This window comes from Desulfosarcina ovata subsp. ovata, assembly GCF_009689005.1.
GTDB lineage: Bacteria > Desulfobacterota > Desulfobacteria > Desulfobacterales > Desulfosarcinaceae > Desulfosarcina > Desulfosarcina ovata.
Map to the genome: position 1 here is coordinate 2,543,108 of NZ_AP021879.1, position 26,292 is coordinate 2,569,399.

Genomic DNA, 26,292 nt, shown 5'->3' on the forward strand with positions numbered 1-26,292 from the left:
TTGATTTCAGGCGGACTTGTCGGATCGGGTCAGGACGTTTTCCCATCCTTTGACTCAACGCTTTTCAGCAGGGCTGCCGGATCGAAAATAAAGCTGTCGTACTGCCATTTCTTCACGGAAAAGATCCAGGGCCCCAGCTGGTCGTTGATCTGCTGGGCGGTCATCACCGCCGGGGGCTTTTGCGCTGCCGGCGTCTTCTCCCCGTCGGCCTTGTCGTCCACCGGCGCCGTTTCGCTGTCATCGGCGTCGGCGGCGACCGTATCCGCAGTTTCCGGAGTTTCGGGGGTTACGGGTAAGGCATCCGCCACCACGCGCAGGGTGTACGTCTCCTTGCCGTCGGAGCGGGGGAAAATGGTAATCTCACGGCCATCGAAAAGACGATAGACCAGGCGGTCCCCTTGCAAAGGGGCCTCCCCTTCAGCCCGCCGGACATCGGACAGGTTCAACGGGGCCAGGGCATCGAGCACCTGGTCGATCTTCGTCTGATCGACGGTTCTTCCCGCGGAAACGGGATCCATCTCGGCGGCCTTGTCCTTCTCCGGTCGGGTAAGGGTGTACACCGGCGCATCGGCACCCGCCGCATAAGCGGTCACGGCGGCCACGCTGTCGGCCTTGATGTTCAGGATCTCATCGGCCAGCCACTCTTCCGGAGCGGTTTTCAGGAAACGGAAATCGCCGTCAACCAGGAACACCGTTTCCCCGTCGGCGAGCTTCAGGTACTGTCCGCCCGTACCGCCACCCTCGGCTGTGCGGGTCTGTCCCAAAATGACATCGGCGAGAATTTTTCCGTTGCCATCTTTCAGGGTGATGGCCGTGCCGTGCCCCTTCTCTGCTTTCTCCGATGGCGCCAGCAGGGAGAGACGCACCAGGCTCTCCGGTGTGGCGGTGAAACTGCGGCCGATCTTCAGTCGCGACAGTTTGACCACCGTGTCACGAAGTTCGCCAAAATCTGCCGGGTAGCCGCTGCGTTCTTCCACCTGCCAGACCGTATCGCCCATTTTCAAGGTGACTTGGTTGTCCGTATCGGCAATGATGACCGTCGCCACCTCATTGACCGGCAGATCGGCAAAAAGCTTGGCACCCATTTTGGTCTCACCGGCGGGTTTGTCCCCCAGTCGAATCGCCGCCAGGGCCACCAGCACCCCTGCGGCCACCAACAGTATCAGAAACGTTTTGCCTTTCATCGATTATGCCTTTCTCTTGCGCGTAATAGCGAAAATGATTCCACCCATGGCGATCAGAATCGGCACCAGGAAGATATTGATGAATTTGACCATCGTACCCAATTGCTCGATCTCGGCACGCAGGTTGCGGCGCACGACCTTGAGTTCTTTGTTGATCTTGAGCTTCTCTTCCTGAAACCGGGCGATTTCCTGCTCCTGTTCCTCGCTCAGAATGGCCCGCTGGGAGGCATCTTTCTGCTGCTCCAGCATGTGCAGTTTCTCGTTGGTCGCCTCCACCTGGCGTTCCAGGGCCTGCTCCTGATCCAGCCAGCGGTCCTGGGCCTTGCGTTCCAAAGCCTGAACCCTCGTAAAGGGCCGCTCGAACGTCCCCCGCGAACGGATACCGATCAGGGCGGGATTCCCGGTAAGCATCTCGCAGCTGTTGAGCATAAAGTTCAGGTTGTCGTTGAAGACGTTGGAAATGTTGAACCCCAGAAAATTCTGCTGGCTCAGGTAATAGCCGTCATAAAGCAGGTCGCTGTCGGCCACCACCACGACCACCGATGGGGATTTGCCGGTCTTCAGCACCGGTGCCCCGGGGTCGGTTTGGGGCGTTTCCTCAGCGGTTCCTTCCGGCGGGCCCGGCCGTCCGTCCGGAAAGGCCGTCTTGAAGGTACCGCTGATCCGCACCGCCAGGTTGCGCGCCGTTCCCGAGGGTTTGAATTGCCGCCGCAGGGCGGACACATCCTGGTTGTGGGAAAACGCGTCGACCAGCTCATTGTTGGGGCTGGAGTGGATCAGCGGTTCGATGGTGCAGGGCCCGTCCGGCAAGATGTCGATGGCGCCGCCCACCGGCAGGAGCATCGACTCCAGATTGGCGGTAATCAGATCGTCGCCATTGAATCCATCAGCCTGCACGGACAGCCACATGGGGTTGTTTTCCACCTGGTTTTCGCGGTTGCGCAGGCGTGTGGCAAAGGTGTAGTCGGCAACCGCCTTGCCGGTGGGCATGCTGATGCCCCAGGCCTTGAACAATTTATCGGGGATGGAGCCCTCCGGCCCCATGCGCGGGTCATCCATCAGGGAAAGCGGATCGGCGAAGACGATGGCATTGCCGCCGCCCAAAATGTACTGATCCACGGCAAAGGCCAGTTTATCTGACATGGTCTTGGGATGAAAGAGGATCAGCAGTTTGGCCGCCGGATCAATGGTGTCGGCAGCGGCCTGCACCTGGATCAGGTCATAGGTCTTCTTCAGTTCCTGGATGAAAAACCAGGGCGCCTGCCCCTGCCGGGGACCGCCCATCATCATGTTCGGTGCACTGCCGAAAACCGGCAGGCCGCTGAATACGGCGATCTTCATGCGCTCGGCGGTCTGCACGCGGGCGATCAGGCGGGTCAGGTCGTACTCCAGCCGCGTCTCCTGGGTGGGATCGATGAAGGGCATGGCCGCTTCCTGGTCTGCCGAAAGGGCCACCAGTCCCAGGTAAACCGGGTCACCGGAGGGCAGGCTGACGCCTTTCATCCCGTATTTTATCGCCCACTCCTCCTCTTCGGAATCGGGTTTGGGGTCATAGATTTCAACCTTGATGCGTCCCTTGCCGTAGTGCTCGTATTCCGAGAGAAAATCAATCACCCGCTGGGCAAACGTTTTGATGTGGGAAGGAACGGTGGGCACGTGTTTGCTGTAGAAGACCTTGATCACCACATCCTGGTCCATGTCGGCAAGGATGGTCCGGGTGCCGTCGGAAAGGGAGTAGAGGTTGTCTTCCGTGGCATCCCAGCGCAAGGTGGTCCGGGCCAGGAGAGTGTTCACCAGCACCACGATGAGCAGTACCAGCACGGCACTGCCAGCCGAGAATGCGGTTTTGCGAATTCGTTTTTTTCCATCACTCATGGATCGAGGCCTCCTTTATGCCGATTCCCGGTTTTGCAGGATAACGCCGTTGACAAAGATCATGAAGACCATCACCGACAGGTAGTAGACCAGATCTCTCACATCCAGGACCCCCCGGGCAATGGAAGAGAAATGGGAGAGCACACTGGTGGCGGAAACCAGATCGACCAGCCACAGCGGGGCCCACCCGGAAAGCATCGCGGTCACCGGGGCAAACCCGGCCAGGATGAGAAACAGACAGGCCACCACGGCCAGGATGAAACTGACCACCTGACTGCGGGTCAGCGCCGACGTCATGCTGCCGACACTTAAAAACGTGCCGGCCATGAGAAAAGATCCCACATAGCCACAAAAAATCACCCCCAGATCCGGATTGCCCAGATAACAGACAGTCAGCACCAGGGGAAAAGTCAGCGCCAGGGCAATGCCGATAAAAATCCAGGCCGCCAGAAATTTTCCCAGGATCACTTCCGTAACGGTCACCGGCAGGGTGAGGAGCAGTTCGATGGTGCCCAGGCGCCGCTCCTCAGCCCACAGGCGCATGGCCACGGCCGGGACCAAAAACATGAACAGCCAGGGATGCCACTGAAAAAATCCCTTGAGATCCGCCTGCCCGGCTTCAAAAAAGTTACTGATGTAAAACGTGAAAAAACCGGTCAGCATCAGAAAGATAACGATAAAAACATAGGCCACCGGTGATCCGAAATATCCGCCCAGTTCGCGTTTTACGATCGTGCAGATGTGGTTAATCAAATTGCCGTTTGGTTGCATGGGCCACTCCATCGGTTAACAGCGGTTACCGGCCGGTGAGATGTTCACGGTTGCCCTGAAGCAGGGTCGCGCCAATGAACCTCCGATGACCGGGTAGAAATACGGAACGAAGGCGAACCCTGCGCCTTTATCCGGTGGTGATATCGCGAAACACGTCATCCAGACGCCCCTGTTCGACGAATATCGACGCAATTCGCAGGCCATCATCATCGCCGACGGCGGTAATGATCCGGTCGGCAATCGGCACGTCCGGATCGTCGGGAAAAATGCGCAGGGTGCAACGATCACCGTCGTGCGCCACCGCCGACACCGACGCCACACCGGCCATTTCCTCAAGACGCGCCTTGGCGGCATCGATCGCATCGCCGGTCAGCGTCAGTGCCACCGACCCATGAAAGGCCGACCGGCGCCGCAATCCGTCGGGCGTGTCGTCGGCCACCACCTTGCCACCGGCGATGATGATGGCCCGGTTGCATACCGTATCCACTTCGTCGAGAATATGGGTGGAGAAAATGATCACCTTGGAGGCACTCATTTCACGGATCATCAGGCGGACTTCATGTTTCTGGTTGGGATCGAGTCCGTCGGTGGGCTCATCAAGGATGAGGTATTCGGGATCATGCAGGATGCTCTGGGCAAAGCAGACGCGCTGCTTGTACCCTTTGGACAGGGTGCTCACCGACTGCTGACGGACCCCGCCCAAAAAACAGCGTTCGATGGTCTCGCCCACCCGCTGGCGCTTGTCGGCACCGGAAAACCCCCGGATCGCGGCACAAAAATCCAGGTACCGGCTGACCGTCATGTCCGGGTAGACCGGTGCATTTTCAGGCAGGTAGCCGATCTTACGGCGGGCAGCGATGGAGTCGGTCTGAATGTCGCTGCCACCGATGATCACCGTTCCGGCGGTGGGAGGAAAAAATCCGGTGATCATGCGCATCGTAGTGGACTTTCCAGCCCCGTTGGGGCCGAGAAATCCGAGAATTTCTCCCTTATCGGCGCTAAAGGAGATATCGTCCACCGCCAGGTGATGGCCGAACTGTTTGGTCAGATTTTTCACTTCAATCATGGATATGCGAACTCCTTGGCCTATTGATGATCGTGAACAGATGCCTGCAGAAACAAATGGCAACACACCATCGCCTCGCTGATGGCGACTGCCCCACAGGCTGCCGGCACCGAGCAACATGGTGTCCAACCGTTTGTTTTGAAAAATCGGATACATGTTTGCAGCCCCCCACGACGGGCAATCTCCACCCGTCCGACAGATGACGGCTTGCAAAAACTGGTGAAAAATAATATTTCACCCCGATATGTCAAGTCTGTTGGTCTCTCCGGTCGACCATACCCGGCAATCCCTCGCTGATGACGCTGTTGAGGTGGCCGACCGTTGTCGGAGAGGAGGCAGAGCAGCGGCTATCAGTATTCAAGATAATGTTTTTGGCAAGGCCTTAAGGGAGGAAACTGTATCCAGCATACCGCAACGACCGATAACGCAGCCCAAAAACATTATCTTGAATGCTATAAAACGGCGGCGCGTCGATGTTTGCACAAGTTGCTGCAAGCTCGTTCAACGGCCTGTTTTCAAGGATTTTTTCTTGACAAAAGGACCGACTGCCGATACTAAGTCGCAAGCTTCACCTCCCGTGTTTTTTCACCCATGGACGGGATCGCATCCCGTTTGAAATTGATAAGCATGAAAGCATCGGTAACGAATCCGGCGTGTTCGCGAAAGAACCGCCTGGGCCATCGATTGATGCGGAAACTGGTGCAGGGGTATTAAGTTTAATCGGTGATGGTTTCGCTACGAGGCCATCACACAGCGGTTGACGGAGATTCCATGAGTACCTTAGACGAGAAGGCCACAGAGGTGATGGATGATGATTCGGCGCATGCCAAGGGCGCAAACGAGTCCGGGGCCAGCGGATATATCATCCTGTTCTTCATCATCGGTTTCGCAGCCAGCATGGTGTTGGGGTGGGTCGCTTTCCCCAAACTCCTCTACTCCCAAAAACAGCAGCCGTTCAGCTTCAACCACGCCATGCACGTTGCCGAAGTGAATAATGGCTGTGAGAGTTGTCATTTCTTCAGGGACGACGGCAGCTTTTCAGGGATTCCCAAACTGGCCCAGTGTACTGGTTGCCATGATGAGACCATGGGCGAGAGTGAAGCGGAAGCAACCTTCGTTGAGCAATATGTTTGGGAGGAACGCGAAGTGCCCTGGTATTCCTATTCCCGCCAGCCTGACTGTGTTTTCTTTTCCCATGCCGCCCATGTGGTCGGCGCCAAAATGGATTGTGTCACCTGCCACGGCCACATCGGCGAATCGGAAAGCTCCCGCCCCTACGAATACAACCGCATCACCGGCTACAGCCGTGACATCTGGGGCAAAAACATCGCCGGTCTCAAGAAAAACAGCTGGGATCGCATGAAGATGGACGATTGTGCTCAATGCCACAAGGAGGCCGGTATTGTTCACACCTCCAGCGTTCAGACTAAGCGCGATGCCTGTTTTGTCTGCCATAAGTAAGCGCGCTCGGACACGCACAGGCACGATCCGGTTAACGATTGCAGCGTCTGCTTTGGATATAAGGTGAGGGAAAAATTCATGAAAGTTGACAGAAGAAGTTTCTTATCGTTCGTCATCGGCGGCGCAGCGGGTACGGCCCTGTCGCCATTGCCGTGGAAACTGATGGATGACTCTTCCATCTGGTCGCAGATGTGGCCCTGGACACCGGTGCCACCAGACGGTGAGGTGGTTTACGAGGATTCCACCTGCTCCCTGTGCCCGGGCGGATGCGGCATTACCGTGCGAAAGATCGACAACCGCGCCGTGAAAATCGAAGGCAAGCCAGGCCATCCCGTCAATGACGGCGGGATTTGTATCCTGGGACTCTCCGGGCTCCAAATGCTTTACGGACCGACCCGCATCAAAGCCCCCATGAAACGGATGGGCGAACGGGGCGCGGGAAAGTGGCAGAAGATCTCATGGGACGAGGCCCTGGGAATGCTGACCGAAAAGCTCACCGCCATTCGCGAACGCGAGGAGGCCCATACCGTGGCCGCCATCGCCGGATCGGATCAGGGCACGGTTCCCGCGCTCCTGGCACGTTTCATGGCCGCCTTTGGATCGCCCAATTTCATCCGCACCCCCTCTTATCAGGATACGGACGAGCTGGCCGTGGGCACCCTTTTCGGTGAGGCCGGACGGACCGGTTTCGACCTGGAAAACGCCGATTACATTCTTAGCTTCGGCAGCGGCATCGCCGACGGCTGGGGCTCCCCCGTGCGCATGATCAAGGCCTGCAGCCTCTGGAAAGAAAAACGCGTCCCCGTGGTTCAGGTGGATCCGCGCCTCTCCAACAGTGCCGCCAAAGCCACCCGCTGGGTGCCGATCACCCCGGGCACCGAGGCCGATCTGGCCCTGGGCATCGCCGCCGTGATGATCGCCAAGAACCTGGTCGGCAGCGGCGCGGTTTCCGGACTGGGCGGCATAAAAAACACGCTCTTGACCGACTACGCACCGGAGAAGGTCTCCCTGTCCACCGGTGTCAGCGTCGAAGCCATCGTCGAGATCGCCAAAGACTTCGCCCGCGCCAACCGGCCCCTGGCCCTTTGCGGACGGGGCAAGGCCCAGAGTCCGGAAAGCCTGCGGGAAACCGCAGCCGTTTACCTGCTCAACGGTCTGACCGGTAACGTCAACCAGGAAGGCGGGATGTGGGCCATTGCCCCGGCCGACTATATCCAGTGGCCCGAGGTGGCCCGCGACAAAGCGGCCTCCGCCGGATTGCGCCAACCCCGTTTCGACGGTGCCGGCAGTGGTCAATACGCCAATGCGCGCCATCTGCTCCAGCGTCTGCCCGACGGGCTCAACGGCAACGGGCCCTATCCGATCCAGGTGTTGATGGTCGCCGATGCCAACCCCTGCCACAGCCTGCACGATGCCGCCGCATTCAAGGCGGCCCTGGATAAAATTCCCTTTATCGTCAGCTTTTCGTCGTTCAACGACGAAACCGCGGCCATGGCCGACCTGCTGCTGCCCGATCATGTCTACCTGGAACGCTACGCCGACGTTCCCGTGGCCGCCGGCCTGCCCAGCCAGACCATCGGGTTGAGCAAACCGGTGGTTTCGCCCCAGTTCAACACCCGGCACCTGGGCGAAACCCTGATCAATCTGGCTCAGGCCGTCGGCGGCAGCGTGGCCGAATCCTTCCCGTGGAAAAACTACGAAACCTGCCTGCAGGAAACCCTGGCCGACAAATGGGATGTCCTCATGCAAAAAGGCGTCTGGGTCGACGATGACTTCGCCACTGCGGGCAGTTCGTTACAAATGGCCGCCCTGGATACGCCGGCCGTCGAGATCGAAGGCGATGCGGGAACCTTTCCACTGTTGCTGATGCCTTACGACTCCATACGAATTTCCAGCGGATACATCGGGGATACCCCCTTCATGATTAAAACGGTGGCTGACACCGTGATTAAAGGCAAAGACGGTTTCGTTGAGATCAACCCCCAGACCGCCGGTGAAATGGGTTTGAGTGAAGGCGACCTGGCCACGCTGACCACCCCCCGCGGGGAGGCGCCGGTGCGCGTCCACCTCTTCGAGGGAATCAAACCCGGCGTGATCGCCATGGCCAAGGGGCTGGGGCACACCGCCTACGACGGCTTCCTGGCAGACAAGGGGATCAACGTCAACGAACTCATCGGCCCTGTTGAGGATCCGTCATCCGGCCTCGATGCCGCCTGGGGAATCCGGGCCAAGCTGGCCAAAGCCTAACCAACCTGACGTGAGGTTCTGATGAAACACGAGCAGAAACACAATCCGCCCATGAAGTACGGAATGGCCATTGATCTGGACAAGTGCACCGGCTGCGGCGCCTGCATGGTGGCCTGCATGTCGGAAAACAATGTGCCGTTCAAAAAAGATGAGTCCAACAAGCTGGACAGCATCACCTGGATCCGCGTTTATAAATTGACCAACGGCAAATCCTTCCCGGATACGGAGATCTGCTATCTGCCGCGGCCCTGCCAGCATTGCGAAGGCCACGGCGGACACAGCCCCTGCGTGTCGGTCTGCCCGGCCACGGCCACCGACTACAGCCAAGAAACCGGTATCGTCAGCCAAATCTACACCCGTTGCTTTGGTTGTCGGTACTGCATGGCCGCCTGCCCTTACCATGCCCGTTACTTCAACTGGTGGGATCCGGTCTGGCCTGACGGGATGGAGAAATCCCTCAGCCCCAACGTTTCACCCCGTATGCGCGGGGTCGTTGAAAAATGCAGTTTCTGCTTCCACCGCTACCAGCAGGCCAAGAACAAGGCCTACCTCGACGGTGAACGCCGGGTTCCCGAAGAAGCCTACCAGACGGCCTGCACCCAGGCCTGCCCGGCCGGGGCCATCGTATTCGGCGATCTCAACAACCCGACGCATAAGGTGCATCAGATCGTCAAGCCCGATCCGCACAACGGCAACAAATCGAAAAATCCGCGTGCCTTCCGGCTTCTGGAGCGGCTGGGCACCAACACCAAGGTGTACTATCTTTCCAGTCGGGAATGGGTCCGGCGGGCCGGGGACAACTATCTGGAACATGAGAAAACCGGACAGGTCTCCAAGCCGCACCATTAATAAAAAGCGCCTTTACGGTAAAGGCTTTTGTATAAAAACGGCAAACCGTACAGATCAAGGAGTACTTACCCTATGGATTCTGCTTTAATACCCAAAGGAGTCAAACGTTGCCCGATGTGGCAGTTCCTTCTGGGACTGGGCATTGTGGGCGCTGTGCTCGCATGGGGCGTTTATGCCATGTTGCTCTGCTGGTTCAAGGGATTGAATCAGACCAACATGAACGACTACTACGGATTCGCCCTGTGGATCTGGGCTGACCTGGCCGTCATCGCCGTGGGCGGCGGCGCTTTTTTCAGCGGTCTGCTCAAGTACATCATCGGCAAGGACGAGCTCAAGAACATCATCAACTATGCCGTGCTGATCGGTTTCATCTGCTACAGTTCGGCCCTGTTGATCCTGGCCATCGACGTCGGCCAGCCCCTCCGGAGCTGGTTTATTTTCTGGCACGCCAACGTCCACTCCATGCTCACCGAGGTGGCTTTCTGTCTCTCCTGTTACTTCTCGGTGCTGACCATCGAGTACATTCCGCTGATCCTGGAAAACCGCCAGATCGACAAGGTGCCGTTTTTCCACAACCTTGGCCACAACATGCACGAAACCATGGCGGTCTTCGCAGCCACCGGCGCATTCCTCTCCTTCTTCCACCAGGGCTCCCTGGGTGGCGTCGCCGGTGTACTCTTCGGCCGTCCCTTCTCCTTCCGCGAAGGACTGCTCATCTGGCCGTGGACCTTCTTCCTCTTTACCTGGTCCGCCGCCGCTTACGGCCCCTGTTTCACCCTGTTGATCACCTGGATCACCGAGAAGGTGACCCGCAAGAAACTGGTCAAGGACAACGTGGTCGAGCTGCTGGCCAAGATTTCCGGCTGGATGATCTTCACCTACACCATCGCCAAAATCTGCGACACCACCCGCTGGGCCAACATCACCGCCCCGGGTCTGGGCCAGACCCTGGCCGACTTCTACACCGGGACCGCCTTTTACGGCTACTGGATCCTGTTCGCCGAAGTCGTGCTCGGCGGCTTGGTGCCGGCCATCATCCTGATCAGCGCGCCGCTACGCAAGAACCCCGTCTGGCGGGTAACGGCGATCATTTTGGCTGTTTTGGGCGTCTCCCTGAACCGCTGGGTGATGGTCCTCCAGGTCATGGCCGCGCCGGTCATGACCTTCGACCAGTGGATCCTGTACTACCCCAGCTGGCAGGAAGTCGCCACCACGATCCTGCCCGTGGCCTACGGCATCATCCTGATCATGATCTCCTACCGCTACCTGCCGATTTTCCCCCAGGAAGCGGAATTGAACCCCATTGACGATGAACCGGAGGTCGAGGCCGTAGCCGACGCCCCCGCTGACCTTGAACCGGCGAAAGCCTAGCCCTCAAAAGGAGAAGATGACATGTTTCCTTTCAGTTTTGAATGGATCTGGGACGCCGGCCACATGGTCTTTCACGGCGGTCTCTGGTACGCCCTGAATATCATCGGCATCGGCATAACCTACTGCGTGATCAAGGCCGTTGTCGATACGGTCAAAGGCAAAGGCAGCCACGGCCACCACTAAAAACCTGCACCCATCGTATAAACAACAAAACGCTTTCGCGGATTGCGGTCCGTAGAAGCGTTTTGTTTTATAGGTGATTAGGATCGGGGGCACTGGTTCAGTTCAATAGGTAATTTAGCTAAGGGGGTACAATTTTTCATTTTAATAACAGATAGTTATATTCAATATGACTGGTTTTTCAAGCCTGCTATAACATATTGATATTATTGGATCACCTATTGAACTGAACCAGTGCCGGATCGGGAATTTTATTAATTAAACGAAATTGCTTGTTCTTGCGCCCGTCTTCCGCGTTGCATCAACGGCCACATACTCCCGGTATGCAACCCTTGATGCGCCTTGAAGACGAACACAAGCCCGGCGCAATTACGTTCAATTAATTTCATCCCCGATCCTTAGCCGTTTAGGTGGCAGGCTGAAGGGCAGGTCGAATGCGGCCGGTCAAAACATCCCGATTTCCCATCCATGCCCCCCGGTAGGAGCTGGCAGCGCCTGCGACCATCAAATCAACCGCATTTCATCTTCGCGGCCATGGGCCGCTCCTACAGGCACCGGAAGCAATTTGTTTCCACGGTCAGCCGTATTTCGTCAATGCACGATGTCGCCGGCAGCATTGTGCAAAATTCATTGCCGGAATCACATAAGTATGCCAACGTATCCCTGGATTCTCCAGGCAAATGAAGCACCATGCACTGCAACCGCAGCTCCGCATTGATGTGAAAGGAGTCATTCAAATGGCGCCCTCTTCTTCCGGACACGACGAGACCCGGCAGATTAACCGGATTGCAGCATACGCATTCCTGCTGAACCTCGCCCTTGCCGTCATGAAAATCGTGCTGGCCTATTTATCGGGAAGCCTCGCCATTATCGCCAGCGCCATTGATTCGGCAACCGATTCCGTGGCCTCGCTGCTGATTTATGCCGGGGTCAAGCTCTCCACGAAAAAAACGCGCAAGTTTCCATTGGGCCTGTACAAACTCGAAAACCTGGCCTCGGTGCTCATTGCGATTTTCATCTTCATTGCCGGATACGAAATCATCCGTGAAATTTTCACCGCCGGCGGTGGTATCCCGCACATCCGGATTCCCGACATTGTCCTGCTTGCCGCCGGCAGCCTGGCCACTCTCGCTTTCGGGCAGTACGCCATTGCGGTGGGACGCAAAACCGAGTCGCCGACATTGGTTGCCGAGGGGCGTCACCGCCAGGTGGATTTTCTCTCCTCCATGGTGGTTCTGATTTCGGTGGTTTCCAGCTATCTGAACATACATATCAACGTATCCGGGTTAACCATCGATCAGTTGGGCGCAGCACTGATTCTGCTCTTTATTGTCCGCGCAGGCTGGGAACTGCTTTTCGATGGCATGCGCGTACTGCTCGATGCAACCATCGACTTTCCGACAATGGACAAAATTCGTAAGATTATCCGCAATGAACCGCTGGTGGTCGGCATCAACTCACTGATCGGCAGAAATGCCGGCCGGTTCCGGTTTATCCAGGCCACCATTACCGTAGACACGAAAGATCTGAATAAAGCCCACCAAATCAGTGAGGATATCGAAAAGAAAATCCGGCAACAGGTGACGCACATCGAAAAAGTGATCATTCACTATGAGCCTCGCGAACGCACCCATGACCGGATTGCGCTGCCTCTCGAAAACCGCAAGGGCCTGATCAGCGGCCACTTCGGCGAGGCCCCCTACTTCAGCATTGTATCTGTCCGTAGAAGCGACAATACCATCCAGGAACAGACGCTGATTGAAAATCCCTATCGGCAGGTCGGCACCGCAAAAGGCATTCGCGTTGCGGAATGGCTGGTTGCGCAGGGCATCGAACAGATTGGCATAAAAGAGGATATCTCCCTCAAGGGGCCGGGATATGTGCTCTCCAGCGCCGGCGTGGAAATTCACATCCTGTCTGTCGACCATTTGGGTGAAGCGATTCTGGAAATCATCCAGAATTCCTCGTAAATCTGCCTCACCGTTGTTGCAACATTGAGGTAAAGCAGCCGATGACATCTCCTTGTCCTGCCTGTTGCCCGTTCTTTCCTGAAAGCAGTTGCCCGCAGCCTGCTTTTATGCAAACCTGTCAGTAACGGCCGGCAACCCATTCCCTGTAAATTTCTGAGAACGACCGCACCGTGGCGGCACTGGCCGGCAAAGTGCCGGGCCTTGGAAAATGATAATACATCCAAATTCGGTTGCTCTGATCGGGCCCGCAAAAACGGTTGCCGTGAATAGGGTTTTGTGTCTATTTTGCGTCCCATGGTGTCTATAGCTTGGCGATGCCGTCAAGTGCAGCCAATAATCAATATCGCCGGTACCCTTTGAAGCGGGCGCGACGGCGAATCAGAAAAGGCCAATCCAATGACCGACCAAGAGTTTATTCAAATTCAGGGCGGCCGCCCCTTGAGCGGCAGTGTCTGCGTCCAGGGATCCAAAAATGCCATTTTGCCCATGCTGGCCGCCTCCCTGCTTCCCGAAAGCGGATGCAGCGTAATCCGCAATGTGCCTCCGCTTAACGACATTCTGGTGGCCTTTGAACTCATGCGCCACGTGGGCGCCCAGGTGGACTACTTCCCCGGTGAAAAGGTGGTTTGTGTGGATGCCACCCACCTGACCCGCTCAGACCTGCCGGAATCGCTCACCTGCCGCCTGCGGGCATCGGTACTGTTCATCCCGCCCCTGCTTAAACGACTGGGCGAGGTCCGCCTGCCCAGCGTGGGCGGCTGCCCGCTGGGAAGCCGCAACCTCAACTACCACTACCGGGGGTTTGCCCGCCTGGGAGCCACCATCACCAGCGGGGATGCGTTTGTCATCAGCGGTGAGGATTTCAACGGCACCTCTCTCTATCTTGATTTTCCCAGCCACACCGGCACGGAAAACCTGATGATGGCCGCCGGTTTCTCCAAGGGGGTCTCGGTTATCGAAAATGCCGGCGCTGATCCGGAAATCTACGATTTCGCCAAATTCCTGATCAAAATGGGCGCAACGATCCACGGTCTGGGTACGCGCACGTTAACGGTGGAGGGCGTCACGGCTCTGAACCCCATCGACTACTACGCCATGAACGACCGCCTGGACGCCGGCCTGTTCATGATGGCCGCCGGTATTGCCGGAGGAAAGGTCTCCATCATCGGCGTGGTCCCCGAGGATCTTCGGCTGCTGATCGAAAAAATGGTGCAGATGGGCGTCGAAATCCGCGTCAACGGGCATGTGCTGGATGTCGAATCACCGGGCCGGAACCTGAAACCGGTTAACGTGCTCACCTGCCCCTACCCCGGATTTGCCACCGATTTCCAGCCGGCCATCATGGCCCTCTCGTGCATTGCCGACGGCCAAAGCTACATCCGCGAACGCATTTTCGACAAGCGCTTCAGCCAGGTGGCCGAGTTGCGCAAACTGGGTGCCGATATCGAGTTGGTCGAAGACGACGGCCTGGCCATCGTCAACGGCCCCACCACCTTCCGGGGGGCGGACACCCGTCCGGACAACATTCGGGCGGCATCGTGCATCCTGCTGGCCGGGCTGGCCTGCCCGGAAACCACCACCATCGGCAATGTCTACCAGATCGGCCGCGGTCATTTCGACATTGAAAACCGATTTCAACAGATCGGTGCGCGGGTGACACGCAAAACCCGATAGCGATGGGTCACAAATGTCAAATGTCCAATAAAAAATGCCAAATGGTGGTATTCTATCTATTTTAAAATCGATTTCATCCTTCATTTGACATTTGGGCGTTGGCATTTGGCATTTTCCCACTTTCGGGAATGGTGCGTGTTCAGGAACGGCCGGTTTTTGATTTTGCTTGCGATTGCCCTGGCTTCGCCACAATCTTTTATTGACTTTGTCAGCCCGCAGGCATTATAGACAGTTTGTTAATACTTTTTTTGCTGGGGGGGTCCCGCAGACGGGGCTGAGATGGCGCAGCAGCGCCGACCCTTTGAACCTGATGCAGATCATACTGCCGTAGGGAAGCGCGACAAGAAAATCGTTTTCGCACCTTTCTTTGTCAGGCTTGTCTTTCGGGCGGGCCTTTTTTATTGGTCCGCCGCCGTGCCCCCCTTTTTTATTGAACCCGCTGAACAAGGGGATCCCCATGCACTACACCACCCAAATGGATGCCGCCCGCAAAGGCATCGTGACCGACCCGATGCGAATCGTTGCCCGGAAAGAGAAAATGGATGCCGAGGCCCTGCGCGAATCGATCGCCGCCGGCAAGGTAATCATCCCGGCCAACAAAAACCACACGAATCTCGATCCGGAGGGCGTCGGCCAGGGGCTGCGCACCAAAATCAACGTCAATCTGGGTATCTCCAAGGACTGCTGCAACGTGGACCTGGAGATGGACAAGGTCCGCCTGGCCCTGGATCTCAAGGCCGAGGCGATCATGGATCTTTCGTGTTACGGCAAGACACGCGAGTTCCGGCGCAAGCTGGTGGCCCTGTCGCCGGCCATGATCGGTACCGTGCCCATCTACGATGCGGTGGGGTTTTACGAGAAAAACATCAAGGACCTGACCGTGGACGAGATTTTCGAAGTGGTCGAGCGCCACTGCGAGGACGGCGTCGATTTTCTCACCATCCACGCCGGCCTCAACCGCCAGACCGCCGAGAAGATCAACAGCCGCAATCGTATCACCAACATCGTCTCCCGGGGGGGCAGCCTTATGTTCACTTGGATGCAGATGAATGACCGGGAGAACCCCTTTTACGAGTATTTCGACCGCCTGCTGGAAATCTGCCAGCACTTTGGCGTCAGTCTGAGCCTGGGCGACGGCTGCCGCCCCGGCTGTCTCAACGACGCCACCGACGCCTGCCAGGTGGAGGAGCTGATCACCCTGGGCGAGCTGACTTTGCGGGCTTGGGAGAAAAACGTCCAGGTAATGATCGAGGGACCGGGGCATATGGCCATGGGCGAAATCAAAGGCAACATGATGATGGAAAAACGCCTTTGCCACGGCGCCCCCTTCTACGTGCTGGGCCCCGTCGTCACCGATGTGGCGCCGGGCTACGATCATATCACCAGCGCCATCGGCGGAGCCATTGCCGCTGCCAATGGCGCCGATTTTCTCTGCTACGTCACCCCGGCCGAGCACCTGCGACTGCCCGACCGGGATGACATGAAGGAAGGCATCATCGCCACGCGCATCGCCGCTCATGCCGCCGACATCGCCAAGGGCATTCCCGGCGCCCGTGACTGGGACAATGCCATGTCCCGGGCCCGGGCGGCCCTGGACTGGGAAACGATGCTGGACCTTGCCATGGACCCGGAAAAGCCCCGTCGCTATCGCGAAAGCTCAACCCCCGAACATGAAGACAGTTGCACCATGTGTGGCAAAATGTGCGCCGTACGGAACATGAACCGGGTGCTGTCGGGGAAGGATATTCAACTGAACGACTGATGAACCCGCAAAAGGAATAAATATGTTTAATCAGCTTAAATCATCATTTATCGAGATCGCCCATGAAAGCGGACTGATGGAAACCGAAGTTAATATTACAGCCAGACAATTGACCCCCAGAGAGGCCATTGGTGAAACGGAAAGAAAAGATTTCCCTCTTTTGCAAGGGAAGGAAAGTTTGATGCAGGCTGAATTTAAAGGTGCAATTGGTCAGGCTTTCACAGATATCCCAATGAATTTTAAAGGAAAGATTAAAGATATAGTTGAGATTAAGCTGAGTAATAACGGAGAACGTGCTCTTTTCATTTCAGCCCTAAATGCTGTTATGCGGCACCTTGAAAAGGCAGATAAAACTATTCACTGTAAAAATAAAGAACCTGAAATGTGTGCAAAGGAAATTGCTAAAAGTGTTATTAATAAATACGGAATTAAAAGTAATATTGGTATCATAGGATTTCAGCCCGCAATTATTGATAACTTTTCAAAAATTGTTTCACCTGGAAAAGTAAAGGTTACAGACCTGGATAAAGATAACATTGGCAAAAAAAAGTACGGGATTTCTATTTGGGATGGAAAAACAATGGAGGAAGAAATTTTTAAAACCAGTGATGTTCTTCTCGCAACAGGTTCCACAATTGTTAATAATTGCCTGGAAAGACTAACTATATATGCTGAGAAATATAATAAACCCATATATTTTTATGGTACAACGATTGCCGGGCCTGCGATTATTTTAAATCTAAAAAGATTATGTTTCAATGCTTCATAATATAATTTGACTGCCTTGGGAAATATTTAAAATCATAGAATATGATCGGGGATGCCGCGACCGCTTCCTTGGACATGTTGGTTGCCGGCTCGATTTGCATCATACAAAAAGATCCGTGCTCAGGTAGCGCTCGCCGGTGCTCGGCAGTATCGTAACGATGCGTTTGCCTTCATTCTCCGCACGGGCCGCCACCTGAAGGGCCGCCCACACGGCTGCCCCCGAGGAGATACCGCACAGGATGCCTTCGCGGGCCGCCAGTTCCCTGGCTGTTTCAAACGCCTTTTTGTCAGGCACCGTGACGACTTCGTCGATAATGCTGCGATCCAGCACCTGAGGGACGAACCCCGCGCCGATGCCCTGAATCTTGTGGGGCCCCTTCTCACCACCGGAAAGCACCGGCGACGCGGCCGGCTCGACCGCCACACAACGAAAGCCCGGCTTCTTTTCCTTGAGATAGCCGCCCACGCCGGTAATCGTGCCCCCGGTCCCCACACCGGCCACCAGGATATCCACGTCGCCGGCCGTGTCGTTCCAGATCTCCACGGCAGTGGTCTCCCGGTGGATGTGCGGATTGGCCGGGTTCTCGAACTGGTTGGGCATGAACGCACCGGGATTTTCGGCCACGATGGCAGCGGCTTTTTCGATGGCCCCGGCCATGCCTGACGGCCCTGGCGTCAGCACCAGCTCGGCACCCAGATGGCGCAGCAGCTTCTGACGCTCCACACTCATGGTTTCCGGCATGGTCAGACACAGCCGATATCCCCGGGCAGCACAGATAAAGGCCAGGCCGATACCGGTATTACCGGATGTCGGCTCGACGATCAGGGTATCCGCCGTGATCCGCCCCTGGGATTCGGCATCGTCGATCATGGCCGCGGCAATGCGGTCCTTGACACTGCCCAGGGGGTTGAAAAATTCCAGTTTGGTGATGATTTCAGCGGACAGGTTGGCACCGATCCGGTTTAAACGGACCAGTGGGGTGCTGCCGATGGTGGTGGCAATGGCCTGATGGATGGTCATGGGATACTCCTTTGGCGTACGTTTTACGGCTGCAACGGGGATGGCCGTAGCGGCCAATCAACCGGCCTTGCGACGGGCTTCCTTGATGATCAACCGGGGGGTCTCCAGCATTACGGTTGTGTCGGGAGGAATCGACTCGGTCAGCCAGACATTGCCGCCCACCACCGAACGGGCGCCGATCACCGTGTCCCCACCCAGGATCGTGGCCCCGGAGTAGACGATCACGTCATCTTCGATGGTCGGGTGGCGTTTCTTGCCGCGCAGCCGTTCACCGGCATCCTTGGGCAGGGACAGGGCACCCAGGGTCACCCCCTGGTAGATGCGCACGTTATTTCCGATCCGGGTGGTCTCGCCAATCACCACGCCGGTGCCGTGGTCGATGACGAACCGCCCCCCAATGGTGGCGCCGGGGTGGATATCGATACCGGTAATGCTGTGGGCGTGCTCGCTCATGATCCGGGGCAGCATGGGCACGCCCAGTTCAAACAGCCGGTGGGCCACCCGATGCACACTGATGGCATAGACACCCGGGTAGCTGAAAATAATCTCATCATGGCTTTTGGCCGCCGGATCGCCCTCGAAGGCCGCCCGCACGTCCTGGGCCAGCACCTGCCGGATGTTGGGGATGGCATCCATCAACGCCAGGGCAATGTCATGCCCCTGATCCTCGCACCCACTGCACGACTGGTTGAAACGCAGACAGTCGTGGCGGATGTTGTGGGTGATCAGGTCGGCCAGAAGGTCGTACAGCTTAGAAACGGTCTGGCCCAAACTGTAGCGCAGGTTCACCGTATCGAGCTTCTCACGGCTGAAATATCCCGGGAAAAGCAGTTCGCGAAACATATCGATGATGTCGGTGGCGAACCCCTCGGCCGGAATGGGCTCGCTGTCAATATGCGTGTAACAGGGGCTGCTTTCGGCGTGATCGATGATGCGTTCGGCGACCGTGGACAGTCGGTCACGCGCCTGGATTCGGCACTCGTTTTCGGACCGGCAGATATCATGCATGGGTTGACTCTCGCTTTCATCATGGGTCTTCATAAATGGTTTCCCTAGTGTAACCATCAAGAAAAGGTTGTCAAAACCCGCAGGCGCGTAAAAATCCCTGATCTCCAATCCGGTCGAAAAATTGACAAGCCGGAACGATTCTGGTTTGATATGCGCAAAACATCAATCAAGCGGTACCGTAACCCCATAAGGACAATACTTCCATGACTGGATTGGACGACCTCAAAATTGCCGTCTTGAGTGAAGAAGACCTCGCAACCATCCGAACCCTGGAAAAAAAACTGGGACCCAATATCCGCCTGGTGGCCGTAGAAAGCAAAAGCGTACTCTATGCTCTGGAGGCCAAGATGGCCCCCAATGAATGGCAGCGGGTGGACACGGTTTACTCGGAAATCAAGAACATCAAAGCCTACTACAACGAGCTTGACACCGCCAAGGAGGCCAAGGGCTGGCTCAAGGGTTTTCTGATCAACAACAACCTCTCCCCCAAACCCAAAAAGCGCCCTATCCGGGTTCGCGAGGTGGTGAATACGGAGTCGGAATAAAAATGGAACATAACCGGATCATTCCAGCGGCAGCCGTCCTCCCTTATCCACCGATGTCGACAGTACGATGGCCGTACGGGTCTGACCATAGGGGCTGAAACGGGCCACCACGGTTTCCAGGTCGGCCACATCGCCGACCCGAACCTGGATGAGAAAGGATGCGTTGCCGCTGATGTGATGGCAGGCCAGGACCTCGGACAGGCCGGCAGCGACTTTCTGGACCGCCGGATAGTGCCGGGCGTCGGTGGTCAGCTGGATGAACGCCGTCACCGCACGGCCCAGAACAGCCGGATCGATGTGCGCATGATATCCCCGGATGACGCCCGCCTCCTCCATCTTTTTCACCCGTTCGGTCACGGCGGGCGATGAAAGCCCCACCCGTTTACCCAGCCGGCTGAAGGAAATGCGCGCGTTTTCCTGCAGTGCGGCAAGGATCTTGCGGCCGATCCCGTCCAGCATTTTTTCAATCAGACGGTCCATGGCCTCCATTTCCTTGTTTTTTAAGGTTCCGCCCCCTGAAAACCGTTGTTTGCCCATGGCACCGGTCACCCGATCCGGGATACAGTGGCCGCCATGAACCTCTCATTTTTCATCAAGGGACTGATTTTCGGTCTTTCCATCGCCGCACCGGTGGGGCCCATCGGCATCCTGTGCATCCGCCGAAGCCTGGCCGGCGGCTGGCAGGCCGGTCTGCTCACCGGCATGGGGGCGGCCACGGCCGACGCCGTTTACGGTTGCATGGCCGCTTTCGGACTGGCCGGCGTCACCGGCGTTCTCGTGGGGCAGCAACTCTGGATTCAACTGATCGGCGGCCTGTTTCTCTGCTGGCTGGGCCTGCGCATCCTCCTCAGCCACGGCACGACTCCAGCGGCGGCCAAGGCACCCGGCAGCACCGCCGGCTATCTCTCGGCCCTTTTGCTCACCCTGACCAACCCCATGACGATCCTCTCCTTTGCCGCTGTCTTCGCCGGCATGGGCCTGGGCCTTAACAGTGCCGGCCCCACGACCGCAGCATGGCTGGTGGCCGGTGTCTTCTCCGGCTCCATGGCCTGGTGGGTCATCCTGGCATCGATCAGCGGCCGTTTGCGTGACGGCATCAGCTCCGCGGTCATGGGCTGGATCAACCGGATTTCCGGCCTGGTCCTGACCGCTTTCGGCCTGGTGGCGATCGCCGGCCGATTAAGGATCGGGAATTTTATTAATTAAACGAAATTGCTTGTTCTTGCGCCCGTCTTCCGCGTTGCATCAACGGCCACATACTCCCGGTATGCAACCGTTGATGCGCCTTGAAGACGAACACAAGCCCGGCGCAATTACGTTCAATTAATTTCATCCCCGATCCTAAGCGGCTGAAACCGGCCCGTCCTGCAATCCTTCCAAAAAGTGTTGGCAAAGCCGGGTCGACACCCGGTGACGATATACCGTCCCATCGGCATCGATGCCCCGGATCGCCCCGTCGTGCAGAAAGGCGGCCAGCAGTTTCCGCCCCAGGGCCTGCCGATCCAATCTGGGATCCACCCGCGCATCGATTGGCGACGCTGGCGGGACCGGAATATCAGCGGCGAGCAGCGCTTTAATGAAATTGAGTATCCGGCCCAGCCGCAGCAGAGTCACCGAATCGGTACGCGAGGTGCGCTGTTCGATGGGCAGGGCCGTGGCGCGCATGGCGGCAAAAGTATCCGGCAGAAGTCCGAGGTCATTACAGAGCCGGTAATCGACACTGCCCGGCGCCGGATAAAACACCGACACCCCGGCCAGTACCGGCCGACGCGCCAGGAAGAGCAAATCATCCACGGAGGTCAGGGGATCCTGGTCCGGCGCGCCGACGATGATGTATCCGACGGCCGAAAGCCCCTCTCGGCGGCCGTACTGCAGGGCCCGGTCAAAGGCAGCGCGAACGTCGGGCCGATGGAAACGCCGCAGCTGCTCACGGTCGGCACTGCCCAGGGAGAGATTCAGGGCCGTAAAACCCACCGTTTTCATGGCCTGGACCACGGTCTCATCGAGGCTGGGAGGAAACAGGCCGTTCATGGCGCGCAGCTCCGGCCGATGATCACCGAAAATGTTGCCGATCCCCGCCATCAGCTCGAGAAACCAGGCGCGGTCCATGGTCAGGTTCTCATCCTCGAAATCGATGAACCCCACCCGGCGACCGGTGCTGGCGGCCCGGATCTCCGCCAGCACGGCAGGTACCAAGCGTTTGCGAAACCCCATCCACGAGTGCACACTGGTGGCGCAGTAGCTGCACGCCAGCGGGCATCCGCGGCCGGCTGTGACCACCAGGCTGTCCAGACCGTGACGCTGGTAGAACTTGCGCCGGATCAGATCGAACGCCGGTACGGGCATCCGGTCCGGCTCAGCGACCAGGGTTGGTGCGTTCACGGTAAGCGAACCGTCTGGATGGCGATAGCAGATTCCCGGCACGCCATCCAGGGATGCACCGGCGCGCAGGGCCTCGGCCAGGGCCGGCAGGGCCGTCTCCCCTTCCCCGCGGATCACCAGATCCACGGACGGCTCGGCCAGCACCGTTTCGGGCAGGGCCGTGGGATGGTGGCCGCCCATCACCACCGTGCAGCCGGGCAGATTGGCCTTGACCGTTCGGGCCACGGCCAGGGCCATGTCGCTGTATGCGGTAAACAGGGATGCGATGCCGACCAGAAACGCGCCCGAGGATTTGACCTGGCGCCCGATATGCTCGAGACTGTACCCGAAGTGGCGGTAGTGGTGAAACAGGGCCATGGGGCTACGGTCCGCGCGTCCGTAGAAGGGACCGAGATGCGCCAGGCTATCCGGTGGGGACACAACCCGGGACTTGGCGGTGGCCATGGCGTCCAGGATGGCCACCGAAAAGCCTTTTTGCGTTGCAGCGGCGGCGATACAGGCCAGACCGTATGGAATCGTGCGTTTGGCGGTGCGGTAATAGTCCGCCATGGGCGGTTGGATCAGGAGAATATCGACCATGGCGGCAAACGGAAAATCCTATGAAAAATAATACCCGGGCCCGGGCATCAGCCCATCTGCGAAATCTTACCGAAAGTACGGATCTCCTCCGGCAAATCGTCAGGGCCGATGATGTTTTCGACCCCCATGGCAAAGGCGCGCTCGATGACATTTTGCAGCTGAATCAGGTTGCCCGGCCAGTGGTACTCGAGCAGGATATCCATGGCGGGAGGCGTCACCGCGTAAATCCGTGTTTTGGCCGCCGGCGGGTCGTTGAAAAGAAAATGGTTGATCAGCAGCGGGATATCTTCCCTGCGTTCCCGAAGGGGGGGCAGTTTGATGAAAACGGCATTGAACAGATCGAGCAGGTCCTTTTTCATGGCGCCACTGGCGATCACTTCATCCAGTTCCCGGCTGGTCCCGGCAATCAGCCGCGGCCGCTGGGCTATATCACCGGTCCAGTCCCCCAACAGCACCAGCATGCGTTCACGCACACCGGCTGACAGGGTGGCGATTTCGTCCAGATACAGGGTCCCGCCATTGACGGAGGAGAGCATATCGGCAAGGTAGCGGTCGATCTCCTCCTGGGTGGAAGTCCCCTTACCCAGGCTACTGCAATTGATCGGTACGAAGGAACCTTCCTTGCGGTTGCTGTTCTCATGAATGGTCAGGGCGGCGAGTTCCTTCCCCGTGCCGCTTTCCCCATGAACCAGAACCATGGGGTTGTCGATACTGATGGTGTCGATCACCTCGTAGATCTCACGCATTTTGGGACACAGGCCGATCATCTTGCCATACTGGTGTCGCTCACGGGCAATTTTACGAATCAGTTGGGCCTTGTCCTTGATCTTGCGCTCTTCGCTGATCCGGTCGATGATCATGCGCAGGTGATCCAGTTTGAACGGTTTCTGCAGGTAGTCGTAGCTTCCGAACTTCATTGCCTGAATGGCCGATTCCATGGATCCGTACCCGGTCACGATGATCACTTCCGTCTGGGGCCGGTATTTCTTGATGGCCACGAGGAGTTCCAGGCCGTTGAATTCGGGCATTTTGTAGTCGGTAAAGACGATGTCGATCTGTTTGTCCTTGACAATCCCGACGGCATCAACACCATTGTCCACAGTGGTCACATCGTAGCCTTTGATCGTCAGATACTGCTCGACCATGGCCAATATGTCCCGGTCATCATCAACAAAAAGGATTCGGATATCAGACATGCTTATCTCCGCAGGTGTTCAGGAAGAATGGACTCGGTACGATAGATGGGTATCTATATAGTAAACCCGGCTAAAAAGATCAAATAACAAATTCGTCATCTCTCCCATTGCCAGCGGGGCCATGGCCAGGGGAACCCCATTGGAAAGGATTCCGCTTAACAAATTTATCGGCGACGCTTGTTTTCGGACGGATGAATGCCAAACGCAAAAATCTAAATGTCAATTGAAGGATGAAATCGATTAAATTGAACAGAAATCCACCATTCGGCATTTGTCATTGAGAATTTGACATTCAAAGGCGTTGCGCTTGGACGGGGAAAGAAATGCGGAGAAACCAAATGCGGTCACCCTGGGTCCCAGGGTGATCGCATGTAACTCAGGTTTATCGAAATCGGGATCGAAATCGGAATCGACGATGTATATTGGAATCACTGGTTGACAAAAGGGCAATAGACGGTTCCCGGTTTTCCAGTTTCCCATGTCGATAGACATCCAGTCTGCATGTCTCCGTCCCATTTCTTTTTCGATTTCGATAGCGATCCCGATTTCGATTTCGATTTGGATCATAGTAACGATCCGTACGCGATCACCCTGTAGGGCACGTCACATACCAAGGTTACATGCGATTGCCCTGCCCTGGGTTCACGGCCGGATTGACTTTGCCGCCGGCCATCTCTATAGTTGAGGAGAAGGTCCGGGTCACGGCTGATGAATCGATCCAAGGGGGGGTAAGGAGGTGAATTGGTTTTTTCAATACTGATGGTCTGCACCGGCAATATCTGCCGCAGCCCCATGGCAGAGGGGCTGCTCAGGCATCGGTTGCCGGAATGGTTGAAAGAAAAGGTTGGTATCCGGTCGGCCGGCACCCAAGGCCTGCACGGCAACCGGGCACAACCGGAAGCGGTTATGGCGGCCGCCGCCCATGGGGCCGATATCAGCGCACACCGGGCCAGCATGCTGGACACGGCCATGATCAAATCCGCCGATCTGGTGTTGGCCATGGAAAAATATCACCTGGACAGAATCAACAGCCTCTTTATTTTTCGCTGCAAGCACGCCCGTCTGCTCGGCACCTTTGCACCGGACTGGACGGACCCGGAAATCGACGACCCCTATGGCCTCTCCTATGCCGCCTACGAAGCCACTGCCCGACGGATCCTGGCGTGCCTCCCCGATCTGATTGCCTACGTCGAGCGGCAGGTGGAACTGAAGGAATCGTGAGCACGCTCAAGGGAACCATCCGCCAGCAGATCATCGACCTTTTAACCCTGGAAACCATGACGGCGCAGGAACTCTCACAAACCGTGCGCGTGGCCGAAAAAGATGTCTACCGGCATCTCACCCATATCGAAAAGAGCGTCGCCGGCCAGGGCCGCAAACTCTCGGTAACGCCCTGTCGCTGCCTGGCATGCGGGTTTACCTTTTCCCAGCGCCGCCGGCTGACCCGGCCCGGGCGCTGCCCACGCTGCCGGCAGAGCCGTATCGACCATCTGCTGTTCAGGATTGTGGAATAAGAGTCGCGGTACGACATTCGGCGATCCTGCAGAGAAAATCGGTGCAAACCAGACAGGAGCTGTACGGATGCATCAACCGTCGATCACCCACCTGTTTATCATCACCGGGACCACCCGCGGACTCGGCCGGGCACTGGCTGTTGACGCACGAAATCGCCCGGGCAGCATAGTGGTTGGGCTTTCCCGGAGTCTCCCGTTTATCGCCGGCAACCAGCAGAATATCCGTGTCGATCTCAACGACATCGATGCCATCGGCCCGGCATTCAAGCGGATTGCCATCGACCCGAGCCAACGCGATGGTCTGACGCATACCGTGCTGATCAACAATGCCGGCGTGCTTGATCCCATCGGTCCCATTGGCGACTGCGACGATCGCCAGTTGGCCGAGAACATCCGGGTTAACCTGACGGCGCCGTTGATTCTTTCCCGCCATTTTTTCCAGTTCAGCAAGACCCTGCCCGGCCGCAAGTGGATCATCAACATCACCTCGGGGGCCAGCCAGGTCCCTTACGAAGGATGGTCCGCCTACGGTGCTGCCAAAGCCGGGATGGACATGGCGACCCGGGCCATAGCCCTTGAATTTGACCGCATCGACCCGGCATTCGCAGCCTGTGCGGTGGCACCGGGAACCGTGGATACCGACATGCAGGCCAGCATCCGCCGATGCCGCAGCGATCAGTTTGCCCGGGTGGACAAATTTCTCAAGTTGAAAGCCAGCGGTGAGTTGGCTTTGCCGGAGCGTGTCGCGGCCAGCCTGATCCGGCTGCTGATGGACGGCCGGCTTGAAAACGGCGGTCGGTATGACCTGAGAGCGGTCGGCCCCCAGGCATCACCACCCTGACCGTATGAAGCGAAATAACGATTGAGGA

Annotated in this window: 23 protein-coding genes and 1 riboswitch; of the genes, 14 read left to right on the forward strand and 9 right to left on the reverse strand. The window is 57.3% G+C overall.

The features are described from left to right. Positions 1 to 29: 29 nt before the first annotated feature. The 4 genes from GN112_RS11430 to GN112_RS11445 all read right to left on the reverse strand — a co-directional run bounded on the left by GN112_RS11430 (position 30) and on the right by GN112_RS11445 (position 4,896). The gene (locus tag GN112_RS11430; protein WP_155310336.1) at positions 30 to 1,184 is read right to left on the reverse strand and encodes a DUF4340 domain-containing protein; all 1,155 of its coding nucleotides are present in this window, start codon (positions 1,182 to 1,184) and stop codon (positions 30 to 32) included. A 3-nt stretch (positions 1,185 to 1,187) separates the two neighbouring features. Beyond that, complete coding sequence (locus GN112_RS11435; protein ID WP_155310337.1) at positions 1,188 to 3,059, reverse strand: Gldg family protein; 1,872 nt, start codon at positions 3,057 to 3,059, stop codon at positions 1,188 to 1,190. Positions 3,060 to 3,074: 15 nt separating this feature from the next. Continuing rightward, positions 3,075 to 3,830 carry an ABC transporter permease gene (locus GN112_RS11440; RefSeq protein WP_155310338.1) on the reverse strand — a complete coding sequence of 252 codons (756 nt, stop codon included), beginning with the start codon at positions 3,828 to 3,830 and terminating at the stop codon, positions 3,075 to 3,077. A 127-nt stretch (positions 3,831 to 3,957) separates the two neighbouring features. Further along, entirely contained in the window at positions 3,958 to 4,896 is a 939-nt protein-coding gene (locus tag GN112_RS11445) for an ABC transporter ATP-binding protein (RefSeq protein WP_155310339.1), read from the reverse strand. Between the two features lie 771 nt (positions 4,897 to 5,667). Between GN112_RS11445 and qrcA the strand changes: the two genes are divergently transcribed. The 9 genes from qrcA to GN112_RS11485 all read left to right on the forward strand — a co-directional run bounded on the left by qrcA (position 5,668) and on the right by GN112_RS11485 (position 17,179). Further along, positions 5,668 to 6,357, forward strand: coding sequence for a menaquinone reductase multiheme cytochrome c subunit QrcA (gene qrcA / locus GN112_RS11450; protein WP_155310340.1), 690 nt, complete (start codon positions 5,668 to 5,670; stop codon positions 6,355 to 6,357). Between the two features lie 78 nt (positions 6,358 to 6,435). Then, entirely contained in the window at positions 6,436 to 8,604 is a 2,169-nt protein-coding gene (gene qrcB, locus GN112_RS11455; protein WP_155310341.1) for a menaquinone reductase molybdopterin-binding-like subunit QrcB, read from the forward strand. A gap of 21 nt (positions 8,605 to 8,625) precedes the next feature. Then, positions 8,626 to 9,453 carry a menaquinone reductase iron-sulfur cluster-binding subunit QrcC gene (qrcC, locus tag GN112_RS11460; protein ID WP_173179337.1) on the forward strand — a complete coding sequence of 276 codons (828 nt, stop codon included), beginning with the start codon at positions 8,626 to 8,628 and terminating at the stop codon, positions 9,451 to 9,453. A 72-nt stretch (positions 9,454 to 9,525) separates the two neighbouring features. Beyond that, the gene (qrcD, locus tag GN112_RS11465; protein WP_155310343.1) at positions 9,526 to 10,824 is read left to right on the forward strand and encodes a menaquinone reductase integral membrane subunit QrcD; all 1,299 of its coding nucleotides are present in this window, start codon (positions 9,526 to 9,528) and stop codon (positions 10,822 to 10,824) included. Positions 10,825 to 10,845: 21 nt separating this feature from the next. Further along, positions 10,846 to 11,007 (forward strand): hypothetical protein, encoded by a 162-nt coding sequence (locus GN112_RS33785; RefSeq protein WP_173179339.1) that lies wholly within the window; start codon positions 10,846 to 10,848, stop codon positions 11,005 to 11,007. A gap of 734 nt (positions 11,008 to 11,741) precedes the next feature. Beyond that, on the forward strand, positions 11,742 to 12,974 hold the full coding sequence (locus GN112_RS11470; protein WP_155310344.1) for a cation diffusion facilitator family transporter: 1,233 nt from the start codon (positions 11,742 to 11,744) through the stop codon (positions 12,972 to 12,974). 396 nt (positions 12,975 to 13,370) lie between these two features. Next, on the forward strand, positions 13,371 to 14,648 hold the full coding sequence (murA, locus tag GN112_RS11475) for a UDP-N-acetylglucosamine 1-carboxyvinyltransferase (protein ID WP_155310345.1): 1,278 nt from the start codon (positions 13,371 to 13,373) through the stop codon (positions 14,646 to 14,648). Positions 14,649 to 14,891: 243 nt separating this feature from the next. Then, a riboswitch (TPP riboswitch) is annotated at positions 14,892 to 14,999 on the forward strand. A 106-nt stretch (positions 15,000 to 15,105) separates the two neighbouring features. Then, positions 15,106 to 16,410 (forward strand): phosphomethylpyrimidine synthase ThiC, encoded by a 1,305-nt coding sequence (thiC, locus tag GN112_RS11480; protein WP_155310346.1) that lies wholly within the window; start codon positions 15,106 to 15,108, stop codon positions 16,408 to 16,410. Positions 16,411 to 16,432: 22 nt separating this feature from the next. Continuing rightward, on the forward strand, positions 16,433 to 17,179 hold the full coding sequence (locus GN112_RS11485) for a Rossmann-like domain-containing protein (protein ID WP_155310347.1): 747 nt from the start codon (positions 16,433 to 16,435) through the stop codon (positions 17,177 to 17,179). Positions 17,180 to 17,278: 99 nt separating this feature from the next. Here GN112_RS11485 and cysK read toward each other — a convergent pair whose 3' ends face one another. Together cysK and epsC are read right to left on the reverse strand one after the other, a co-directional pair. Continuing rightward, entirely contained in the window at positions 17,279 to 18,199 is a 921-nt protein-coding gene (gene cysK / locus GN112_RS11490; RefSeq protein ID WP_155310348.1) for a cysteine synthase A, read from the reverse strand. A gap of 57 nt (positions 18,200 to 18,256) precedes the next feature. Then, on the reverse strand, positions 18,257 to 19,240 hold the full coding sequence (epsC, locus tag GN112_RS11495; protein ID WP_231716993.1) for a serine O-acetyltransferase EpsC: 984 nt from the start codon (positions 19,238 to 19,240) through the stop codon (positions 18,257 to 18,259). A 170-nt stretch (positions 19,241 to 19,410) separates the two neighbouring features. Between epsC and GN112_RS11500 the strand changes: the two genes are divergently transcribed. After that, positions 19,411 to 19,752, forward strand: a complete 342-nt coding sequence (locus tag GN112_RS11500) for a hypothetical protein (protein WP_155310349.1) — start codon at positions 19,411 to 19,413, stop codon at positions 19,750 to 19,752. Between the two features lie 18 nt (positions 19,753 to 19,770). Here GN112_RS11500 and GN112_RS11505 read toward each other — a convergent pair whose 3' ends face one another. Continuing rightward, complete coding sequence (locus GN112_RS11505) at positions 19,771 to 20,289, reverse strand: Lrp/AsnC family transcriptional regulator (protein WP_197743312.1); 519 nt, start codon at positions 20,287 to 20,289, stop codon at positions 19,771 to 19,773. 36 nt (positions 20,290 to 20,325) lie between these two features. Between GN112_RS11505 and GN112_RS11510 the strand changes: the two genes are divergently transcribed. After that, a complete protein-coding gene (locus GN112_RS11510) occupies positions 20,326 to 20,958 on the forward strand; it encodes a LysE family translocator (RefSeq protein WP_155310350.1) in 633 nt (210 codons plus the stop codon). Positions 20,959 to 21,093: 135 nt separating this feature from the next. Here the strand turns inward: GN112_RS11510 and GN112_RS11515 are convergent, their stop codons facing one another. Together GN112_RS11515 and GN112_RS11520 are read right to left on the reverse strand one after the other, a co-directional pair. Beyond that, on the reverse strand, positions 21,094 to 22,713 hold the full coding sequence (locus GN112_RS11515; RefSeq protein ID WP_155310351.1) for a B12-binding domain-containing radical SAM protein: 1,620 nt from the start codon (positions 22,711 to 22,713) through the stop codon (positions 21,094 to 21,096). 47 nt (positions 22,714 to 22,760) lie between these two features. Beyond that, positions 22,761 to 23,909, reverse strand: a complete 1,149-nt coding sequence (locus tag GN112_RS11520) for a sigma-54-dependent transcriptional regulator (RefSeq protein ID WP_155310352.1) — start codon at positions 23,907 to 23,909, stop codon at positions 22,761 to 22,763. Between the two features lie 741 nt (positions 23,910 to 24,650). Here GN112_RS11520 and GN112_RS11525 point away from each other — a divergent pair. From GN112_RS11525 to GN112_RS11535, 3 genes are all read left to right on the forward strand, one after another. Next, positions 24,651 to 25,130 carry a low molecular weight protein-tyrosine-phosphatase gene (locus GN112_RS11525; RefSeq protein WP_155310353.1) on the forward strand — a complete coding sequence of 160 codons (480 nt, stop codon included), beginning with the start codon at positions 24,651 to 24,653 and terminating at the stop codon, positions 25,128 to 25,130. Then, on the forward strand, positions 25,127 to 25,423 hold the full coding sequence (locus GN112_RS11530; RefSeq protein ID WP_197743313.1) for a transcriptional regulator: 297 nt from the start codon (positions 25,127 to 25,129) through the stop codon (positions 25,421 to 25,423). Before GN112_RS11525 ends, GN112_RS11530 begins: the two co-directional genes overlap by 4 nt. A 67-nt stretch (positions 25,424 to 25,490) precedes the next feature. Continuing rightward, positions 25,491 to 26,264, forward strand: a complete 774-nt coding sequence (locus GN112_RS11535) for an SDR family NAD(P)-dependent oxidoreductase (RefSeq protein ID WP_155310354.1) — start codon at positions 25,491 to 25,493, stop codon at positions 26,262 to 26,264. Positions 26,265 to 26,292: the final 28 nt, after the last annotated feature.

What these genes read in the sequence shown, in the direction of transcription:
- epsC (WP_231716993.1), bottom strand. Translation starts at nt 19,240, where the DNA reads ATGAAGACCCATGATGAAAGCGAGAGTCAACCCATGCATGATATCTGC.
- murA (WP_155310345.1), top strand. Translation starts at nt 13,371, where the DNA reads ATGACCGACCAAGAGTTTATTCAAATTCAGGGCGGCCGCCCCTTGAGC.
- GN112_RS11470 (WP_155310344.1), top strand. Translation starts at nt 11,742, where the DNA reads ATGGCGCCCTCTTCTTCCGGACACGACGAGACCCGGCAGATTAACCGG.
- qrcC (WP_173179337.1), top strand. Translation starts at nt 8,626, where the DNA reads ATGAAACACGAGCAGAAACACAATCCGCCCATGAAGTACGGAATGGCC.
- GN112_RS11535 (WP_155310354.1), top strand. Translation starts at nt 25,491, where the DNA reads ATGCATCAACCGTCGATCACCCACCTGTTTATCATCACCGGGACCACC.
- GN112_RS11440 (WP_155310338.1), bottom strand. Translation starts at nt 3,830, where the DNA reads ATGCAACCAAACGGCAATTTGATTAACCACATCTGCACGATCGTAAAA.
- GN112_RS33785 (WP_173179339.1), top strand. Translation starts at nt 10,846, where the DNA reads ATGTTTCCTTTCAGTTTTGAATGGATCTGGGACGCCGGCCACATGGTC.
- GN112_RS11520 (WP_155310352.1), bottom strand. Translation starts at nt 23,909, where the DNA reads ATGTCTGATATCCGAATCCTTTTTGTTGATGATGACCGGGACATATTG.
- qrcA (WP_155310340.1), top strand. Translation starts at nt 5,668, where the DNA reads ATGAGTACCTTAGACGAGAAGGCCACAGAGGTGATGGATGATGATTCG.
- GN112_RS11510 (WP_155310350.1), top strand. Translation starts at nt 20,326, where the DNA reads ATGAACCTCTCATTTTTCATCAAGGGACTGATTTTCGGTCTTTCCATC.
- GN112_RS11515 (WP_155310351.1), bottom strand. Translation starts at nt 22,713, where the DNA reads ATGGTCGATATTCTCCTGATCCAACCGCCCATGGCGGACTATTACCGC.
- GN112_RS11445 (WP_155310339.1), bottom strand. Translation starts at nt 4,896, where the DNA reads ATGATTGAAGTGAAAAATCTGACCAAACAGTTCGGCCATCACCTGGCG.
- GN112_RS11500 (WP_155310349.1), top strand. Translation starts at nt 19,411, where the DNA reads ATGACTGGATTGGACGACCTCAAAATTGCCGTCTTGAGTGAAGAAGAC.
- qrcB (WP_155310341.1), top strand. Translation starts at nt 6,436, where the DNA reads ATGAAAGTTGACAGAAGAAGTTTCTTATCGTTCGTCATCGGCGGCGCA.
- thiC (WP_155310346.1), top strand. Translation starts at nt 15,106, where the DNA reads ATGCACTACACCACCCAAATGGATGCCGCCCGCAAAGGCATCGTGACC.
- GN112_RS11485 (WP_155310347.1), top strand. Translation starts at nt 16,433, where the DNA reads ATGTTTAATCAGCTTAAATCATCATTTATCGAGATCGCCCATGAAAGC.
- GN112_RS11435 (WP_155310337.1), bottom strand. Translation starts at nt 3,059, where the DNA reads ATGAGTGATGGAAAAAAACGAATTCGCAAAACCGCATTCTCGGCTGGC.
- GN112_RS11505 (WP_197743312.1), bottom strand. Translation starts at nt 20,289, where the DNA reads ATGGGCAAACAACGGTTTTCAGGGGGCGGAACCTTAAAAAACAAGGAA.
- qrcD (WP_155310343.1), top strand. Translation starts at nt 9,526, where the DNA reads ATGGATTCTGCTTTAATACCCAAAGGAGTCAAACGTTGCCCGATGTGG.
- GN112_RS11430 (WP_155310336.1), bottom strand. Translation starts at nt 1,184, where the DNA reads ATGAAAGGCAAAACGTTTCTGATACTGTTGGTGGCCGCAGGGGTGCTG.
- cysK (WP_155310348.1), bottom strand. Translation starts at nt 18,199, where the DNA reads ATGACCATCCATCAGGCCATTGCCACCACCATCGGCAGCACCCCACTG.